Here is an 18508-nt window from a genome sequence, read left to right on the forward strand (position 1 = left end):
CCGGACATGGCAACCGAAGCAAAAACTGATTTCACCTCCAATCTTGGCCGGGTCTACACCATATACACGGGTGGGTTCCTGGCTTTCGTCATCTTCATAGCGATCCTGGAGCGCGTCGGCGTTCCCAATCACATCCTGGCCTACCTGTTCGTGGCCTTCACGATTGGCGTCTACGCCGCCATCGGCATCCTTTCGCGCACCATGCAGGTCGACGAGTATTACGTCGCCGGCCGCAAGGTTCCCTCCTTCTACAACGGCATGGCGACCGCCGCCGACTGGATGAGCGCCGCCTCGTTCATCGGCATGGCCGGCACGCTCTACCTGCTTGGTTATGACGGCCTCGCCTTCATCCTGGGCTGGACCGGCGGCTATGTGCTGGTGGCCACGCTGATCGCTCCCTACCTGCGCAAGTTCGGCTGCTACACGGTGCCGGACTTCCTGGCCTTCCGCTTCGGCGGCAATGCGGCGCGCATCGCCGGCATCGTCGTGCTGATGAGCTGCTCGTTCACCTATGTGGTCGCGCAGATCGTTGGGACGGGCCTCATCGGCGCGCGTCTGCTGGGCATGTCGTTCGAAGTTGCGGTGTTCGTCGGCCTCGTCGGCATTCTCGTCTGCTCGATGCTCGGCGGGATGCGCGCGGTGACCTGGACCCAGGTTGCCCAGTACATCGTGCTGATCATCGCCTACCTTGTCCCGGTCGTGATCCTCTCGACCCAGAAGTTCGGCATTCCGATCCCGCAGCTCACCTACGGCAACGTTCTCTCCGAGATCCAGGCCAAGGAAGCGGCGCTCGGCGTGGCGGCGACGGCCTCGCACATCGTGCCCTTCGCCCGCTACGACCCCCTGAACTTCTTCGCTCTCGTGCTCTGCCTCATGGTCGGCACGGCCTCGCTGCCCCACGTCCTGATGCGCTACTTCACCACGCCTTCCGTGCGTGAAGCCCGCTCCTCGGTGGCCTGGACGCTGCTGTTCATCTTCATCCTCTACTTCACGGCGCCGGCCTATGCCGCCTTCGCGAAGCTCGAGGTGTTCGAGAACGTCATCGGCAAGCCGCTGGGCCAGCTCCCGAGCTGGGTGTTCACCTATGGCAAGATCCAACTGGTCCAGATCTGCGGCGTCAACGCCGTCGACGTCGCCACGATCACCGCCGCCTGCGGCAAGATCGCTGGCCACACCGGGATCCTCGGTCTCGCCAACTTCTCGATCCAGGCCGACGCGATCGTGATCGCCACGCCTGAAATCGCCGGCCTGCCTTACGTCGTCTCCGGCCTCGTCGCTGCCGGCGGCCTGGCTGCCGCGCTTTCCACCGCTGACGGGCTCCTGCTCGCCATCGCCAACGCCCTGTCCCATGACGTCTACAGCCGCATGATCAACAAGAACGCGCCGGTGGCGAAGAAACTCGTCATCGCCCGCGTCATCCTGGTCATCGTCGCGATCCTCGCCGCCTGGGTGGCGTCGGGTCGTCCGGCGGACATCGTGGCCATGGTCGCCTGGGCCTTCAGCCTCGCCGCAGCGGGTCTGTTCCCGGCGCTCGTCATGGGCATCTGGTCCAAGAACACCACCTCGGCAGCCGCCGTGGCCGGTATCTGGGCCGGGTTCATCACCACGCTCGTCTACCTCGTCGTGACCCGCTACTTCCCGGGCTTCGGCGTGGATGTAATGGGCATGTATTCCAACGTGCACCCGGTCACCCGCGTGCCGTTGGTAGACCTCGCCAAGCTCAAGGCCGAGCAGCCCCAGCTGTTCCAGCAAGGCATGGTTCTGATCAACCATCCCCTGGCCAGCCGCGTCGGCTACTTCAACGTGGCCAACATCTCCGCCGGTCTGTTCGGCATGCCGATCGGCTTCCTGACGATGATCATCGTCTCGAAGTTCACCACGGCGCCGAACAAGGAGATGCAGGACTTCATCGACGACATCCGTCGCCCGCGCGGCGCGGCCGTCATGGTCGAGAAGACCGGCTGAGGTTTGACGGGGCGGCGCGTCCGCCCCGGCCTCCCTGCGAAACAGGAAGGGGCGGCTTGTTCCGCCCCTTCTTTCATTTTAAGCGGGGGCTGCGCTTCGCCCACGCGCCACAAGGACCCAAGCCGTATGACCGACGTCGACAGCCAGGGATTGTTCTGGCTCTACCAGATCCCCAACCTGGCGCTGGCTGCGCTGATGTACACGCTGATGGGGCGCTTCATCCTGTCCCTGTTCTTCCCGCCTGACAGCGACAAGGTGATCTGGACCGTCTTCCGCCAGATCACGCAACCCGCCATCGATGCGGTGCAGATTGTCACCCCCTATGCCGTCCATGAGCGCGTGGTGGTGCTTCTCACCGTGGTCTGGGTCCTGTTCGTGAGGCTCATCGTCTTCGTGAGCTTCGCCTTCATGGGCTGGATGCCGAACATCGTGGGAGCGCCGACGCCATGAGCGACGAACGTGAGAACATGCTGCGCAAGGACGGCATCTTTGTGGGCATCGCGGGCATGTCGCTGCTCAACGGCATGCATTTCTCCGCCTATTTCGATCCGGTCTTCATCCTGCTCAAGCCCTTCGCAGCGGGCTTCTTCATCACCTCGCCGATCCTGCAATTTTACTTCACCTCGCTCTTCCTGTCGGCGCTCACGCTCGCCATCGGCGGCATCCCCGCCGCCATTTACGAGCGCGGCAAGGGCCTGAAAGAGAGCACGCCGTTCTCGCTCTGGATCTGGCTTGGCGGCATCCTCCTCCTCACCGTTCCGACGCTGCTGAACATGACGGCCCGCTCCGTCTGAAGGGAACCTGCGGCCTGTGCCTGCGGTTCACGCAATCGTAAAACACGTGATCTGTATGTGTTGGATGAGCGATGCTAGCCTTCGCTTGCGTCAGCGATTGCAGGAGAGGGCATGGACCGGACACGTCTTTACCACATGGCCAACCTGGCCGTTGCGCGCGCCTGCGGCTTCGCCAGCCTCGCCATCTTCTGCTTCATGATCGGAACGGCGGGCTATCCTGTGATCTCGCTGAAGACCGGCGCGGTCGGCATGATGCTCTGCGCCGCGGTGCTGCTCATCAAGGCGGAGCTTTCGGAGCGCAAGCCCTACAAGCGCACCGAGCTGTGGCTTCTGCTGGATCCCAGCGAGCGCCCCGACACCCGCTTCGCGCAGCAACTGATCGGCGACGCCATGCGCGAGGTCTATCTGCGTTTCACGCGCTATTTTGCGCTCGCGGGTTTCGGCTGCTTCGCGGTCTCCGTGCTGCTGCAACTCCTCATCCAGCTCGACGTGTCCTGAACAGCGCATGGCCGCGAAAGGCAAGCCAGCCTGCCAGCGCCATGTTGCCCACCAGCGGCGTCGCCGCGATCACGCCCAGCGTGATCCAGCGGTTGGGCTCGAAGCGCGCCATGGCGATGATGAAGCCGAACATGCCGAGATAAAGCGCGATCAGCGCCACGATGCCCCACGGGTCCCGGCCCGCATTCGCCATGGTGGCGGCAAGATCGCCCGTCATGAAGGCCCAGAGCTTGGCGAAAGCCAGCAGCGCGATGCCCGCGATCGAGAGCGCCCGCACCATCAGCGTGCGGGCCTGACCAGATCGAGCCCCCGCCAGATGAGCCAGCCGAGCGGCACGACATTGCCCAGGACCGGCATCAGCGCGATGAGGCTCACCGCCACGGCGCGCGACGGCTCGAAGCGCGCGATCACCACCGCGAAGATGAAGAAGCCGAGGTAGAGGTCGACCAGCGTCACCACGCCCCACGGATTGGCGGTGATGGCCGCGACGCTCGGCCAGAACGGCGCCAGCGAGAAGGCCCAGATGATGGAGCCGGTGAGGAGGGCAAGGCCCATGGCGCAAAGAAGTTTCAGCATGTGCTTCATACGCAAGAGCCGCCCTTCAGGTTCACCATGCCGCCCTCACTGCGCTGCCTGCCCGGCCCGCGCCTCGATGCGCTGGAGCATGGCCTCGATCGTGTCCATCCTGTCCGCCTCGCGCGGCGGCTTGTCCCAGCGGATGCGGTTGATGCGCGGAAAGCGCATCGCCACGCCGGATTTGTGGCGGGTCGAGCGCTGGATGCCCTCGAACGCGATCTCCAGCACCAGCCCCGCGCCGGGCTCATGCGTCACCTCCCGCACCGGACCGAAGCGGTTGATGGTGTTCTTCCGCACGAAGCGGTCGAGCTGCGCCAACTCCTCATCGGTGAAGCCGAAATAGGCCTTGCCGACCGGGGTGAGCTCATCGCCGTTCGGGCCGGCGCGCCAGCAGCCGAAGGTGAAATCCGAGTAGAAGGACGAACGTTTGCCGTGCCCGCGCTGGGCATACATCAGCACGCAATCGAGCAAGGCCGGGTCGCGCTTCCACTTGTACCACAGCCCCTTGGGCCGGCCCGGCAGGTAGCTCGAGTCGCGCCGCTTGAGCATCAGCCCCTCGATCGCATCGGCGTCTGCGCCTGCGCCGAGGCGCGCGGGGTCGGCGCGGCCAGCCGCCAGATCTTCCCAGCTTTCGAAGCTCATCTGCACCGAGAGATCCATCCGGCCATTGCCGTGGCGGGCGATGAAGGCCTCGAGCCGCCGCCTGCGCTCCGCCAGAGGCAGCGGGCGGACATCCTCGTCCCCATCGAAAAGCAGGTCATAGGCGCGGATATGGGCCGGAAACTCGGCCAGAAGCCTTGCGCTCACCGCCTTGCGGTTCAGCCTCTGCTGAAGCACGTTGAAGCTCTGCACCCGGCCCTCGCGCAAGATCAGCAATTCGCCGTCGATCGCGCCGTCAAAGGTCACCGCCTCGGCCAGATCCGGAAAGGAGCCGGACATCTCCTCCCCCGTGCGCGAGTAGAGCCGCGTCACGCGCCTTCCTGCCCCGTCGAGCCCCGACGCGGCCTGTATGCGTACGCCGTCCCATTTCCATTCTGCGGTGAAGGCGGACGGCTCCAGCCGGTCGAAATCGTCGTCCTCCAGCGGATGAGCCAGCATGGCGGGCCTGAAGGGCGCGGGATCGGTGGCCTCGGGCCGTGGCCCATGGCCTTCCGCCCAGGCGAAGAGGCTGAGATAGGGCGCCTCAAGCCCGTGCCAGACCTGCTCGACATCATCGGGCTCGAGCGCGCCCAGCGCCGCTACGGCGGTCTTGGCGAGCCTTGCCGAGACCCCGATGCGCAGGCTGCCCGTGATGAGCTTGAGCAGCGCCCATCGCCCTGTCTCGTCGAGCGCATCGAGCCAGTCGGCGACCAGCGCAGGCAGCGCGCGCTTGTCGGCGCTGGCCAGCGTCGCGACGATCTCCGACAGCGCAGGCGCCTGCCTGTTGGGGTCCAGAGGCGGCGCTCCCTCCCTGCGTTCGGTCTTGTCATGCCCGGGGCAGGACAGCGCAGGCGCCGGCCACATCAGGGCCACCGTCTCCGACAGATCGCCCACATAGTCATAGGACAGGGCGAACAGCACCGGATCGCTGCGCTCCATGATCAGGGAGCGGATCAGCCCGGCCCTGGCGTTGGCGAAGGCGAGCTGCCCCGTCATGGCGGCAAGCGCGAAGCCCCGCTCCGGGTCGGCCGTCTGCCGGAAATAGGCGGTGATGAGCGCAAGCCTGGCGTTGCGGCGCGGCTCATGGGCCAGCCGGTCCAGCAGCCAAGCGAAGCTGTTGAGATCGGCGCTCATGGCACCTTCACGGGGGCAGGGCCGGGCGCCGCATCGGGCTCCACCTCGCCCTCGTCGCCATAGCCGGCGAGGCGCAGGGGCCTGGCGCGGATGCCGGCAAGCTCGCACCATCGCACCAGCGCATCCTCCTGCCCATGCGTGACCCACACCTCCGGCGCGCCGACATCGCGGATGGTGGCGCACAGATCGTCCCAATCGGCATGGTCCGACACGATGAGCGGCAGCTCCACGCCCTTCTGCCGGGCGCGCGCACGAATCCGCATCCAGCCTGACGCGAAGGCCGTGACCGGATCGGGCAGGTGCCGCGCCCAGAGATCCTGGATGGCGCTCGGCGGGCATATGACGATCTCGCCCTTCAGCGTCTTGCGCTCCGCGGCGACGACCTTGCGGATCTCGCCCATGGCGACGCCGGAAGCCTCGTAAAAGCCCATCAGCTTCTCCATGGCCCCGTGCACGTAGATCGGCCGCCGGTAGCCCGCGTCGCGGATGAGGGCCACGAGCCGCTGCGCCTTGCCCAGCGCATAGGCCCCGATGAGATGGGCGCGCTCCGGAAACAGGGCGAGCGAGGCGAGAAGCTTGTCGACCTCCCCGGCCGTGTCCGGATGGCGGAACACCGGCAGGCCGAAGGTGGCTTCGGTGATGAAGACATCGCAGCGTACCGGCTCGAAGGCCTGGCAGGTCCTGTCAGGGGCGCGCTTGTAGTCGCCGGAGGCCACGATTCGCAGCCCCTGCGCCTCAACGGCGATCTGCGCCGAGCCCAGCACATGCCCGGCCGGATGGAAGGTGAAGCTCACCGGCCCGATGCGCACCGGCTCGCCGAGCCGCGCCACCTGCCGCGTGGCGGTGAAGCCCTCGCCATAGCGCACCGCCATGATGCCGAGCGTCTCATCGGTGGCCAGCACCGCATCATGGCCGGCGCGGGCATGATCGGCATGGCCATGGGTGATCAGCGCCCGGGCCACGGGCCTGACGGGATCGATGTGCACATCCGCAAGGGGGCAATAGAGCCCTGCCGGCGTTGGGGTCAAAAGCTCGTGCGGGCGCATGAATCGTGTATCCTCATCGTGCAGATAGGAACTCCCGGCCTCCACGGAAGGTGCGCACATGGCGCTGAAAGCTGTTCTCCGCAGCACCGGCGACGCCATCGCCGACCGCCGCTTCGCCTATGCCTCGGCCGCCTTCGTTGACGCTGACTGGCAGGCAGCCGCCGATCTGGCTGGCCAGACCATCGAATTGGCGGCTGGCTTCGCCCCCGCCCATGTCATGCTCGGGCGGGCGCAGGCCGCCATGGGCCGCAACGCCGAGGCGATCGCCGCGCTCACGGAAGCCTTGCGCCTCGACCCGGAGGACGAACTTGGCGCGCGCATCGACCTGTCGCGCCTGGGCGCGCTCGCGCCGGACGAAGCCATCAGCGAGGGCTATGTCCGCGCCCTGTTCGACAGCTACGCCGAAGGCTTCGACGCGCATCTCACCGGTGCGCTCGCTTATCGCGGCCCTGCCATCGTCATGGAGGCGCTGCGCAAGGCCTGCGAGGGCCTCGGCCGGCCCGCCGCCTTCCGCCTCGCCATCGATCTGGGCTGCGGCACCGGCCTCATGGCGCGGGCACTGGGTGCGGCCGCGCGGCGCATCGAAGGCGTCGACATTTCGCCGAAGATGATTGCCGTCGCGGCGCGCAGCGGCCTTTACGCCAGCCTCGACGTGGGCGAACTGGTCGATGACCTCGACCGTCGCCAGCCCGCGTCCGCGGACCTGATCGTGGCCGCCGACGTGCTGGTCTACATGGGCGATCTGTTTCCGTTGTTCCGGGAAGCCGCACGCGTGCTGGAGGGCGGCGGGCTCTTCGTCTTCACCACGCAGGCCCATCAGGGCCATGGCCACGACGCGGCCGGCTTCGAGCTTGGCGTCGATGCCCGCTACGCGCACAGCGATGACTATCTGCGCGCCGTAGCCGAGGATTCGGGCCTGTCGATCGCCCATTTCGCCTCGGTCTCGACGCGGCAGGATCGCGGCCTCGACGTGCCGGGCTATGTCATGGTGCTGGCGAAGCCCGCATGACGGGCGACGGCGCCGGAGAACCCGCGCCCGCTTTGCCGGACGCCTTCGCGCGCTGGTTCGCCGCACGTGGCTGGCAGGCGCGCCCCCATCAGCTGGCGCTGATCGCGCAGGCCCGTGCGGGGCGGTCGACCCTGCTCGTCGCGCCGACCGGCGCGGGCAAGACCCTTGCCGGCTTCCTGCCGAGCCTGATCGAATTGTCCGCCGCCAGGGCGGATGGCGCAGGCGAGGAGGGCGCGCTTCACACCCTCTACATCTCGCCGCTCAAGGCGCTGGCGGTGGACATCGCGCGCAATCTGGAGAAGCCCGTCGACGAGATGGGCCTCGACATCCGGATGGAGACACGCACCGGCGACACTTCCGCCGCCAGGCGCGCCCGCCAGATAGAGAGGCCGCCCCACATCCTGCTGACCACGCCCGAGCAGGTCGCGCTGATGATCGCCCATCGCGACGCCCGCGCGCTGTTCGCAGGGCTGCGCCGCATCGTGCTGGACGAGATCCATTCGCTCGTCACCTCCAAGCGCGGCGACCTGCTGTCGCTCGGGCTGGCCCGCCTGCGCAAGCTGGCGCCGCAGGCCAGCGTCGTCGGCCTCTCCGCCACGGTGCGCGAGCCGGAGGCCCTGCAGCGCTACATCGCAAGCGGCGACGTGGCCCGGCCGTTGGCCGATCTTGTCACGGTCAAGGGCGGGGCCGGGGCCAGGCTCAGCATACTGCAGCCGGCCACCCGCCTGCCGCTGGCGGGGCACACCGCGCGCCACGCGCTGGGCGAGATCTATGCCGCCATCAAGGCGCACCGCACCACGCTGGTCTTCGTCAACACGCGCATGCAGGCGGAGTACATGTTCCAGTCTCTCTGGGGCGTGAACGACGACAATCTGCCGATCGGCCTGCATCATGGCTCGCTGGACGCGCAGCAGCGCCGCAAGGTCGAGGCGGCCATGATCGCGGGCAAGCTCAAGGCCATCGTCTGCACCGCTACGCTCGATCTGGGCATCGATTGGGGGGATGTCGATCTCGTCATCAATGTCGGCGCGCCCAAGGGCGCCAGCCGGCTGATCCAGCGCGTGGGCCGCGCCAATCACCGCATGGACGAGCCCTCCAAGGCCTATCTGGTTCCCGCCAACCGTTTCGAGATCCTCGAATGCCACGCCGCTCTGGAGGCCGTGGCCGAAGCGGCGCAGGACACGCCCGATGCGAGGGAAGGCGCGCTCGACGTGCTGGCGCAGCATCTGCTGGGCCTCGCCTGCGCCGAGCCTTTCGCGGCTGACGAGGCCTATGCCGAGATCGTCTCCGCCTCGCCCTATGCCGCGCTCCCGCGCGAGGCCTTCGACGCTGCGCTCAACTTCGTCGCGACGGGCGGCTATGCGCTGAAATCCTATGAGCGCTTCGCCAGGATCGTGCGCGGCAAGGACGGGCTGTGGCGCGTGGCCCATGCCCGCGTGGCGCAGCAATACCGGATGAACATCGGCACCATCATCGAATCCCCGTCGCTGAGGGTCAGGCTCTCGCGGTCCCGCAAGGCCGGCGGCAAGGCGCTCAACGCCTTTGGCGGCAAGGTGCTGGGCGAGATCGAGGAATACTTCGCCGAAAGCATGCTGCCAGGCGACACCTTTGTCTTCGGCGGCGAGGTTCTGCGCTTCGAGGGCATTTCCGGCAATGAGGTCGTGGCCTCGCGCACGCCCTCCGGCACGGACCCGAAGTTCCCGTCCTACGCGGGCGGCAGGTTTCCGCTCTCGACCTTCCTTGCGGCCCGCGTCAGGCGCATGCTCGCCACTCCGGCCGCGTGGCCGCTTCTGCCCGCGCAGGTGGGCGACTGGCTCGGCCTTCAGGCCCGCAAGTCCCTGCTGCCGCAGCCATCCGAGATGCTGGTCGAAACCTTCCCGCGCGGAGGCCGGCACTATCTCATCGCCTACCCTTTCGAGGGCCGGCTTGCCCATCAGACGCTCGCCATGCTGCTGACCCGCCGGCTGGAGCGCCTCAAGCTCGGTCCGCTTGGCTTCGTGTGCAATGATTATGGCCTGTGCGTCTGGGGCCTGTGCGATCTCTCGGCCGCCATTCGCGCCGGCCTGCTCGATCTGGGCGGCCTGTTCGATCCCGACATGCTGGGGGACGACCTCGAGGCCTGGCTCGATGAATCCGCGATGATGAAGCGCACCTTCCGCTACTGCGCCGTGATCGCCGGCCTCATCGAGCGGCGCTTCCCCGGACAGGAGAAGACCGGACGGCAGGTCACCATGTCCACCGATCTGGTCTATGACGTGCTGCGTCGGCACGAGCCGGGCCATCTGCTGCTGCGCGCGGCCCGCGCCGACGCAGCGACCGGCCTGCTCGACATCCAGCGGCTCGGCCAATGCCTGAACCGCATCAGGGGCCAGATCGTGCACAAGCCTCTCGATCATGTGTCCCCGCTCGGGGTCTCGGTGATGTTGGAGATCGGACGCGAAGCAGTCTATGGCGACAGCGCTGACGCGATCCTCGCGGAGGCGGAAGCCCTGATGATGCAGGAGGCGGCGGCGTGACGGCGATCAGCGCGAAGGTAGACGGCGCATGCCGCGCCATCCCGGTCGGCGCGCTCGAGGCTGTGCCCCACTGCACCGGCGCGCTCTGGCTGCCATCCGAGCGCGCCCTCCTGATGTCCGACCTGCACCTTGAGAAGGGCTCGTGCTATGCGGCGCGCGGCATCTTCCTGCCGCCTTACGACACGCGCGCCACGCTTGCAGCCTGCGCCCTCGCCATCGCGGCCTTCGAGCCCGGCCTTGTGGTGTGCATGGGCGACAGCTTCCATGACAGGGCAGGCGCGGCGCGGCTCGACCCGGACGACGCCATGGCGTTGCGGGCGCTCCAGCGCGGCCGCGACTGGCTCTGGCTGCTGGGCAACCATGACCCCGATGCAGCGCCCGGGCTCGATGGCGATGTCGCCGCCATGCATAGCCTTGGCGGCGTCTGCCTTCGGCACGAGCCGTGCGCCATCACCGCCGGCGCGCAGATCGCGGGGCATCTTCACCCGGCCGCGCGCATCAGGCTCAGGGGCCGCACGCTTCGGCGTCGCTGCTTCATCTCCGATGGCGAGCGGGTGGTCATGCCGGCCATGGGCGCCTTCACCGGCGGGCTCAACGTGCGCGACGCCGCTTTCCGTCCGCTCTATGGCTGTGGGGCCGATGTCTGGATGCTGGGTGAAGGCCGCGTCTACGGCATCAGCCGCTCGCTGCTGCTGGCCGACTGAGCGCACTCAGCCGCCGGCTATGGCCGCCAGCATCAGGCAGGCAGCCGCAATCCCCGACAGCGCCAGCCTGAGCCGGCCATACCATTCAGGCACGATGATCCGGCAGGCGAGACCGTAGTCGAGCAGGCCCAGCGCGACATGCGCCGCAACCAGCCACCACAGGTCTGCCGGTGAGGACTGGAACCAGGCGAACCAGCCGATCAGCGCCGGGATCACGGAAATGATGAAGTCCCGGTCCGCCTTGGAGCCGCCTTCCTCGCTTTCCTTGATGGCGAGGCCCCAGCGAACCCCGCCCAGGAAGGACAGGATCGCGACGCCGTAGCCCACGAGCCCGACCCGCATGCTGTCGGCATCCTCGAACAGCGGCAAGGTCACGCCGATGGCGAGGCCGAAGCTCAGGCCCAGAAAGGGCAGGAGGCCGAGCGCGCCCAGAAGCAGCGGAACCTTTGGCGGGGAGGCGGAGGCTGACATGATGACCCGGTCTGGCAGGAGAGGCAGGAAAGAGGCAAATGAGACAAGGTGAGGGCGACGGGTCCAGCCCGAAGGCCAGCCTCCCGGCTGGCATGAACCTCACATAGCGCAACCTGCCGCCAGCACAACCGCCAGCGGCGCGCCCTGTCCTCGCATCAGTCGCGCCGGAAGATGATCGTGGCGAGCCAGCCGAAGAAGATCGCGGTCAGCGCCGTCATCAGGCCGTAGACGAGCGCCCAGTTGCGGGCGAGCCAGGCCACGCGCTGTTCGAAGCCGATCTGCACCACCTCGAAGCTGGTCTGCTGCCGCGCCAGCGGAACCTGCCCCGAGAACAGCTCGATCACGACCTCGTATTCCCCGGTCGGCGCGCTGGCCGGCAGTTCCACCGCGGCCCGGAACAGGCTCGGCGTCAGGAAGGTCACGCCGCGCTCGACTTCCTGATAGAGCCGATCCTCGGCCTTGAGGCGGATCAGCGCATTCACGAAGCGCGCTTCGTCATCATCATGCGAAAGCGCGCTGGCAGGGGTGACGAGCCGGTTGCGGAGCCCGAACCGGAGCCGCCGCGCATCCTCCTCGCTGCCCATCTCGGCGATGGTGCGCGTGGTGTAAGTCGCCAGGAAGGCCGGCGCCTCCACGAAGCGCCTTTGCTGGTTATTGAGCCAGAGCGGCCCTCGCCGTGCCTTTTCGCGCACCAGCAGGTGCCTGCGTGGCCCGAGCACGGTGACCACCACATCATAAGGATCGGCCCGCGCCACGGTGCGGCCATCGCGTTCCACCGAGCCGAATACGGCGATCTGCGCGCCGGTGTAGTTCGAGCTGATCAGCACCCGGTGGGTCGAGAGCGACGCGATCAGCGTCTCTGCCCGCGCCGGGACGAGGCCTGGCCCTAGGCTGAGCGCGAGCGCGGCCAGCGCCCGCCGCAAGCACCAGCCGAGGGCGCGCGCGCTGCCCATCAGCGCTGCCCCTGCACGGAAATCGAGTAAAGCTCCTCCGGCTGAACCAGAGCTTCCGAGCCAAAGCGGATACCCACCGCCAGCAGCAGCAGCGCGAGCAGCAGCCTGAAGATCTCGCCCTTGAGGTTGCGCCCCGCACGCGCCCCGAACTGCGCCCCGATCACGCCGCCCACGATCAGAAGGATAGCGAGAATGATGTCGACCGACTGGTTTGTGGCGGCATGAAACAGCGTCGCTGCCGTCATGGTGATGAGGATCTGGAACAGCGAGGTGCCCACAACTACGGCGGTCGGGACGCGGAACAGGTAAAGCAGCGCCGGAACCATGATGAAGCCGCCGCCAATGCCCAGTATCGCCCCGATGAAGCCGACAAGAGCCGCGAATCCGAGGATCGGGATGGCGCTGGCGTAGAGGCGCGAGCGGTGAAAGCGCACGCGCCATGGCCATTTCAGCCAGGCGGGGTGCTGCCCGGCCCGCAGCAGCTTGGCCGGCGCGCCTGCCCGGGCCCGCAGCATGACCTTCAGGCTCTCGAACAGCATCAGCCCGCCGATCGCCGTGAACAGGGTGAGGTACGAGATCGTGATCACCGCATCGAGCTGGCCCGCCCGCCTGATGGCGTTGAAGGCCAGGACCCCGAGCGCCGTGCCGAACAAGCCCCCCGCCACCAGGAACCCGCCCAGCTTGAAATCAAGCTGCCGTCGCCGCCAGTAGGAGAGCGCGCCCGTCATCGAGGACGCGGCGATCTGCGCGGTTTCCGTGGCGACCGCCACGGCCGGCGGAATGCCGAGGAAGATCAGCAGCGGCGTCATGAGGAAGCCCCCGCCGATCCCAAACATGCCAGAGATGAACCCCACCGCAGCGCTCATGCTCAGGATCAACAGCACGTTGATCGGCATTTCTGCGATGGGCAGGTAGATCTGCATCGGCACGCGGTCCTGCGAGAGGAATGGTCAGCGCCATCCTGACGCATGGTGGATGAACCAATCCCTGCTGCGTGGCGCCGGGCGGCGCAAGCCGCTTCGGGTTGTCAGGCCGCCCCCTGCGGCAGATGGGCTCAGGTGGTGCGCGGCCGCGCGGGGGGCTTCTGGCCAGGCTTGGGTTGGGGGTCCCAGCCCTGCGCGGGCGCCGCCACGTCGTTCGCAACCGGATCGAGCGGCTTGGGCTTCCATTCGAGCGAGGCCGTGCGCCCCGCAGCGAGGTCGACCGGCGTCAGCCGCGCGCCGACTTCATCGCGCTTTTTGGCGGCGTCCTCATCGCCCTGCCGGGCCGCGACGGCAAACCAGGTGTAGGACTGGGAGAGATCCTGTTCGACACCGAGTCCGCGCCCGAGAAGGATGGCGAGATTGAACTGGCTGTCGCGCACCCCGTGCTCCGCGCCCTTGCGGAAGAACTCCGCCGCCGCCGCATAGTCAGGCCGGCCGTCGGCCCCTTCCGCGATCAGGACGGCGAGGTTGTGCATGGCCTTGGCGTTGCCGCGCTCTGCGGCGCGACGATACCAGCTTATCGCGAGCTTGGCGTCGCGCGCCGTGCCGATGCCCTTTTCGTGCATGTTGGCGACGCGGAACTGCGACGGAGCGTGGCCCGCGGCGGCGGCGCGTTCGAACAGGCGCAGCGCCAGCTTCTGGTCCCGCGCCATGCCGACGCCGTCGCTGGCCCGCACCGCCAGCTCATGGACCGCGTTTGCATCGCCCTCAAGCGCCGCGCGGCGCAGTCCGGGCGTGCCGATCGTCGGCGCGAGTTCTCCCAGATTGGTGACCCGTCCGTGCGCCAGCGAGCTGGACGGCGCGGCAAAGCGCGATGCGTCGGGGCCGAGATCGGCCGGCGGCAGCGCGGCCATCTCGACCGGGCGCGCGCTGCCGGTGACATCCGGCCCGCTCGCCGGCGCGGCGCTGACAGCCAGCTCGGGAGGCGGCGACAACATCGAGGTCTGGTCCTTGGGGGGAGCCGGAGCGATGGCGGACGCGGGCGGCGGGCTGGTTGGCTCCGCGGCGCGCGGCTCGGCGCGGCGCTCGGATGCCGGCGCTTCGGCGGCGCCCTGCTGCCGCGCCTCGCGGGTCGGCGGCGCATCCGGCAGCAGCGTGGTCGCGACCTGGCTTGCGCCGATGGCGAGAATGATGGCGGCGAGACCGAGCAGGATGGGCTTGCGCCGCTTCTCGAGCGCCTCTTTCAGGCCCATCGGCAGGCCGAAGCGGCCCTTGGCCTTGGCTTCGGCCTTCTCGCTGCCCTTTATCGCTTCAGCCTCGGCGCTGGCGGCCATGGCGGCCCGCCGTGCGGCGGCGATCAGGCTGGGATTGATGCCATTAGCCGATGGCGGCGCGGCCGGGCCCGCGTCGCTGCGGCCACGCGGGCGGCCGGAGCCGGGCTCCAGCGGCATGTCAGGGAGGCTGTCAGCCGGATCGAACACTGGCTTCCGGGCGAAGGCAGGCCCGATGCGCGGGTCCGCAGCGCGGGCCGGCTCGGTCCTGGCGGCTGTCGCCTCTGCCCGCGCAGCCTGCCCGCGCAGCCTCTGCTGGAGCGGATCCTGGACGCAGCGTGCGCTGCGCGGCGGCGCGCGGCAAATCCTCTGCGACTCGCGCTTCGATGCGCTGGGCGCTTTCAGCGGTGAGGCTGTCGCCTCTGCCCGCGCTCGGCTCGGCGTAGCGCGCAGGAGCGGTGAGGGGTGGGGGTGGGGGTGGGGGTGGGGGTGGGGGTGGATAGGCTTCGAGCTGGCTCGGGGAGAGGAAGCGCGAGCCGCCTGCAGACGGGGCGGGCGAAACCGGTTCGCGCTCGCGCGCCATTTCGTCCTCGAGCTGCGCAAGGCGCTGCACCATCTTTTCAAGCGTGTCATTCACCGCGCCGATCGCGCCGAGGGTGCGCCTGTCGATCGAGAGATGCACATCCTTGAGTCCCGCGAGGTCATCGCGCAGCCCGCTCAGATCCGGCATGGTTGCGTCCGGAGCCGGGGAGCGGGCCATTGCTTCGGCCACGGCGGCGCGCGCCGCGCGGTCGACGGCGCTGGCCGTTTCGTCGCGCAGCCCGCCGAGCGAGCGCATCAGGTCCTGCAAGGTCCGCTCGAGGCCATCGTTGGCGACGGTCGCCGCCGGCTGGATGTCGAGCCGGTCCGCGAGCGCTGCGATCTGACGTTCAAGGCCCTTCAGGCCCTTGGCTTCGGTTTCGGGTCGGGACGTTTCCTCGAGCTTGCGGGCCAGATCGGCGATCATGTCCTCGATCGGCGTGAGGTCCAGCTTCTGGAGGTCCTGCCGGTCGTGGGCTACGGTTTCGGGCCGGGACGATTCCTCGAACTTGCGGGCCAGATCGGCGATCATGTCCTCGATCGGCGTGAGGTCCAGCTTCTGGAGGTCCTGCCGGTCGTGGGCTACGGTTTCGGGCCGGGACGATTCCTCGAGCTTGCGGGCCAGATTGGCGATCATGTCCTCGATCGGCGTGAGGTCCAGCTTCTGGAGGTCCTGCCGGTCGTGGGCTACGGTTTCGGGCCGGGACGATTCCTCGAACTTGCGGGCCAGATTGGCGATCATGTCCTCGATCGGCGCAAGGTCCAGCTTCTGGAGGTCCTGCCGGTCGTGGGCTACGGTTTCGGGCCGGGACGATTCCTCGAACTTGCGGGCCAGATCGGCGATCATGTCCTCGATCGGCGCAAGGTCCAGCTTCTGGAGGTCCTGCTCAGCCGGAGCCTGCGAGCTGGCCAGCGCTTCGATCCGGGCGGCGAGCTTGTCGATCTGCTTTTCGATCCCGGCCGGGCTGCGCTGGGCGAGAGCCTCGATCTGGTCGGACAGCCGGTCCACGCGCTCCATGAGCTGGGCACCGCCCCGTCCGGACATGTCGTCGAGCTTGAGCGCAAGATCCTCGATGCGCCGCGCCAGAGCATCGGATTCCGGCTGAGTGCGCTGGGCAAGCTGGTCCAGCTTGTGCGACAGCAGCGAAAAACTCCTCGCGCTCGCCGTTCCGGCCGGCAGGAACCTGGTTGATCGCCGCCGAGACCGTCTGCATCTGGCGCTCGATCCGCTGCAGCAACCCGTGGCCGATGCCGCTGGCGTCGCGCGTCTCGCGCAACAGCGCTTCGCGCATGTCCTCGATGGCGCGCTCGACCTCGCCAGCCGGATTGGCGCGCCCGATCTCCTCGCGGACCCGACTGATGTCATTGGCAAGCTTGGCGATCTGGCTCGACAGGTTATCGAGGCGCGGTGCCTGGGAAGTCCGGGTCAGCGCGTCCTTGAGGCTTGCGAGCTCCTGCACGGCGGCGGCGATGAGACGGGGTTCATGCGCATGCGCGGCGAGGTCCTCGATGCGGGCCCCAAGGCGCTGGATCTCGGTCTCGACGCGGCCAAAGCGAGTGCTCGGATCCTGCTGCTGCAGCCGCGACAGTTCAGCCTCGATCCGCGCCAGCGGCCGGGCCAGTTCGTCGAGCGGCGCCGGCTCGCGCATGTCGAGGCGCTGGGCGAGCTCGCGGATGCTGTCTTCGAGGCGCGAGGACGCGGGAGCCGAGGCGAGGCCGGCGATCTCGCTGCGCAGCTGTGCGAGATCCGCGCGCAGGTCGTTCATCAGCGGGGTCACGTCGGCGCGGCGTTCGGACATACGGCGCTCGCCATGGGGCAGGCTCACGACGCGGTCCAGATCCTCGCGCAGGTTCTGCATCACTGCGGCGGGCCGTCGGCGGTCAGGTCCGGCCTCCAGCTCGCGCTGTCGGTTCTGGATGTCGGAAATCGCGTGGCTGAGCCCTTCGCGGGAGAGCGTGGGGCGCCGGCCCGAAGGGGGCTGGGCCACCAGGGTCTCCGCCCGGGAGGCTTCGCCCGAGCCGCCTTGCGCCTTGCGCTCCACATCGGAGACGCGGGACGATACGGTCTTGATCGCATCGGCGATCACGCTGGTGGCGCGCTCCTGCCGCTCGGCGGAGGCGCGCTCGGCCGCGGCCATCCGGCTTTCGGCCTTCTCGATCCAATCGACGATGGATTCCAGCGCCGTGGTCGTCTTGGCTTCCGCATCGCGGGTGCGCAGTTCGAGCTGCGCGGCCTGATTGAGCAGGACGTGGAGGTCAGAGCGGCTCTGGCTGCCGGCGCCTGAAGCGTGCCACGTGCCGCGCTCCATGGCCGCGCCCGATCCCGAGCGCGAGAGGCGCTGCAGGCGGCTGCGCAGGTCGTAGCGCTGGGCGTCATGCGCGGGCTGCGTCTCGTGCCCTGACTTGAGCGCTTCCTCGCGGATGACATGCTCGAGCCAGTCGCTCACGCTCATGCCAGCACGGCGCGCCGCGTCACGTGCGGCCTCGCGCGTGTTCACGTCAATTCCCTTGACGTTCCAGGGCAGGCTTTGGGCCATCGCTCACTCGCCGCGGGGCGCATCTCCAACCGGTCCCTGACAACGCCCCCCGTCTGGCGTTCTCGCTTTGGGAGGCTGGCGCGAACCGACGAAGCCGATCAGGATGCTGATGCGAATCGCCGGACGTTCCAGCCGAAGCCCGATGTAGGCAACTTTTTCCGTTTTATGGTTAACAGCGGGTTAAGAGGTCTTGAAAAACCGTTTATGCGCCTTTATTTTACCATTGCCGGCTGTGGAAAACATGAATTTTGCGCAATGAGTTAACCGCAAGATGACGCCGTTCAGACAATTTGATAGTGGTCAGTAGGCGTCCGAAATTTTTTCAGACAGGATTTGAGGCGGCGCGTCTTTTTCGTGATCGTTTTTTCCAACCCATTACGGTGTCATGTGCCATGCACGAAGCTTACGAAATGTCATCTCGCGACGAATCCGGCGAAGCCGGAACCTCCGGTGGCGAATGGTCGACGATCGGCGATATTGCGCGCGATTTTGAAGTGACCTTGCGAACCCTGCGTTTTTACGAGGCGCGGGGCCTGCTGTCGCCACGCCGCGAAGGCATGAACCGCTTCTACTCGGAGCAGGATCGCGTCCGCCTCTCCCTCATCCTCAAGGGCAAGAAGCTTGGCTTCACGCTCACCGAGATCCGCGCCATGGTCGCGCAGAACGCGGAGAGCAAGTCCGGCCTGAAGCTGACGCTTCCCCAGATCGAGGAGCAGCTCAAGCTGCTGCGCAGCCAGCTTTGCGAATGCCAGTCCGCCATCGAGGAGCTTGAGGAGCGCCGCGACGTCCTGCTCGGCCCCAATAAGGGCTGAAGAAGGGCTTCAAGCTCCGCTGTCTGCCGTTGGGGCGCTTTCCATACGAATTGCTATGACTTCTGCAGGGCGGCCATCATC

Annotated in this window: 17 protein-coding genes; 8 read left to right on the plus strand and 9 right to left on the minus strand. The window is 67.8% G+C overall.

Going from position 1 to position 18508, the window contains the following annotated elements; all coding sequences use genetic code 11:
- The first annotated feature begins 6 nt into the window (after positions 1 to 6).
- From HEQ16_05295 to HEQ16_05310, 4 genes are all read left to right on the plus strand, one after another.
- Positions 7 to 1965, plus strand: a complete 1959-nt coding sequence (locus HEQ16_05295; protein ID MCO4053460.1) for a cation acetate symporter — start codon at positions 7 to 9, stop codon at positions 1963 to 1965.
- A 126-nt stretch (positions 1966 to 2091) separates the two neighbouring features.
- Positions 2092 to 2415 (plus strand): hypothetical protein, encoded by a 324-nt coding sequence (locus tag HEQ16_05300; GenBank protein MCO4053461.1) that lies wholly within the window; start codon positions 2092 to 2094, stop codon positions 2413 to 2415.
- Complete coding sequence (locus HEQ16_05305) at positions 2412 to 2759, plus strand: hypothetical protein (GenBank protein MCO4053462.1); 348 nt, start codon at positions 2412 to 2414, stop codon at positions 2757 to 2759. Before HEQ16_05300 ends, HEQ16_05305 begins: the two co-directional genes overlap by 4 nt.
- 111 nt (positions 2760 to 2870) lie before the next feature.
- Positions 2871 to 3257, plus strand: a complete 387-nt coding sequence (locus HEQ16_05310; protein ID MCO4053463.1) for a hypothetical protein — start codon at positions 2871 to 2873, stop codon at positions 3255 to 3257.
- Here HEQ16_05310 and HEQ16_05315 read toward each other — a convergent pair.
- From HEQ16_05315 to HEQ16_05330, 4 genes are read right to left on the minus strand one after another with little or no spacing between them, the layout of a single operon-like run.
- Positions 3235 to 3537, minus strand: a complete 303-nt coding sequence (locus HEQ16_05315) for a hypothetical protein (GenBank protein MCO4053464.1) — start codon at positions 3535 to 3537, stop codon at positions 3235 to 3237. The genes HEQ16_05310 and HEQ16_05315 overlap by 23 nt on opposite strands.
- Positions 3537 to 3833, minus strand: coding sequence for a hypothetical protein (locus tag HEQ16_05320; GenBank protein MCO4053465.1), 297 nt, complete (start codon positions 3831 to 3833; stop codon positions 3537 to 3539). The genes HEQ16_05315 and HEQ16_05320 overlap by 1 nt, the downstream gene beginning before the upstream one ends.
- Before the next feature lie 45 nt (positions 3834 to 3878).
- A complete protein-coding gene (locus tag HEQ16_05325) occupies positions 3879 to 5606 on the minus strand; it encodes a cisplatin damage response ATP-dependent DNA ligase (GenBank protein MCO4053466.1) in 1728 nt (575 codons plus the stop codon).
- Entirely contained in the window at positions 5603 to 6652 is a 1050-nt protein-coding gene (locus HEQ16_05330; protein ID MCO4053467.1) for a ligase-associated DNA damage response exonuclease, read from the minus strand. Before HEQ16_05330 ends, HEQ16_05325 begins: the two co-directional genes overlap by 4 nt.
- A 64-nt stretch (positions 6653 to 6716) precedes the next feature.
- On the opposite strand from HEQ16_05330, the gene HEQ16_05335 reads away from it, so the two are divergent.
- The 3 genes from HEQ16_05335 (at position 6717) to pdeM (ending at position 10881) form a co-directional block, all read left to right on the plus strand.
- Positions 6717 to 7661 (plus strand): methyltransferase domain-containing protein, encoded by a 945-nt coding sequence (locus HEQ16_05335; protein ID MCO4053468.1) that lies wholly within the window; start codon positions 6717 to 6719, stop codon positions 7659 to 7661.
- Positions 7658 to 10177, plus strand: coding sequence for a ligase-associated DNA damage response DEXH box helicase (locus tag HEQ16_05340; GenBank protein MCO4053469.1), 2520 nt, complete (start codon positions 7658 to 7660; stop codon positions 10175 to 10177). The genes HEQ16_05335 and HEQ16_05340 overlap by 4 nt, the downstream gene beginning before the upstream one ends.
- Before the next feature lie 113 nt (positions 10178 to 10290).
- Positions 10291 to 10881 carry a ligase-associated DNA damage response endonuclease PdeM gene (gene pdeM / locus HEQ16_05345; GenBank protein MCO4053470.1) on the plus strand — a complete coding sequence of 197 codons (591 nt, stop codon included), beginning with the start codon at positions 10291 to 10293 and terminating at the stop codon, positions 10879 to 10881.
- A 6-nt stretch (positions 10882 to 10887) separates the two neighbouring features.
- On the opposite strand, the gene HEQ16_05350 is transcribed toward pdeM, so the two are convergent.
- From HEQ16_05350 to HEQ16_05370, 5 genes are all read right to left on the minus strand, one after another.
- Positions 10888 to 11352: a DUF3429 domain-containing protein gene (locus tag HEQ16_05350; GenBank protein MCO4053471.1), complete on the minus strand. Its 465-nt coding sequence runs from the start codon at positions 11350 to 11352 to the stop codon at positions 10888 to 10890.
- Between the two features lie 155 nt (positions 11353 to 11507).
- Positions 11508 to 12305 (minus strand): hypothetical protein, encoded by a 798-nt coding sequence (locus HEQ16_05355; protein ID MCO4053472.1) that lies wholly within the window; start codon positions 12303 to 12305, stop codon positions 11508 to 11510.
- Positions 12305 to 13228: a sulfite exporter TauE/SafE family protein gene (locus HEQ16_05360; protein ID MCO4053473.1), complete on the minus strand. Its 924-nt coding sequence runs from the start codon at positions 13226 to 13228 to the stop codon at positions 12305 to 12307. Before HEQ16_05360 ends, HEQ16_05355 begins: the two co-directional genes overlap by 1 nt.
- 131 nt (positions 13229 to 13359) lie before the next feature.
- Entirely contained in the window at positions 13360 to 14709 is a 1350-nt protein-coding gene (locus tag HEQ16_05365) for a sel1 repeat family protein (GenBank protein ID MCO4053474.1), read from the minus strand.
- 1256 nt (positions 14710 to 15965) lie between these two features.
- Positions 15966 to 17615 carry a hypothetical protein gene (locus HEQ16_05370; GenBank protein ID MCO4053475.1) on the minus strand — a complete coding sequence of 550 codons (1650 nt, stop codon included), beginning with the start codon at positions 17613 to 17615 and terminating at the stop codon, positions 15966 to 15968.
- Positions 17616 to 18007: 392 nt separating this feature from the next.
- Between HEQ16_05370 and HEQ16_05375 the strand changes: the two genes are divergently transcribed.
- Positions 18008 to 18427, plus strand: a complete 420-nt coding sequence (locus HEQ16_05375; GenBank protein MCO4053476.1) for a MerR family transcriptional regulator — start codon at positions 18008 to 18010, stop codon at positions 18425 to 18427.
- Positions 18428 to 18508: the final 81 nt, after the last annotated feature.

The organism is Bosea sp. (in: a-proteobacteria) (assembly GCA_023910605.1).
GTDB lineage: Bacteria > Pseudomonadota > Alphaproteobacteria > Rhizobiales > Beijerinckiaceae > Allobosea.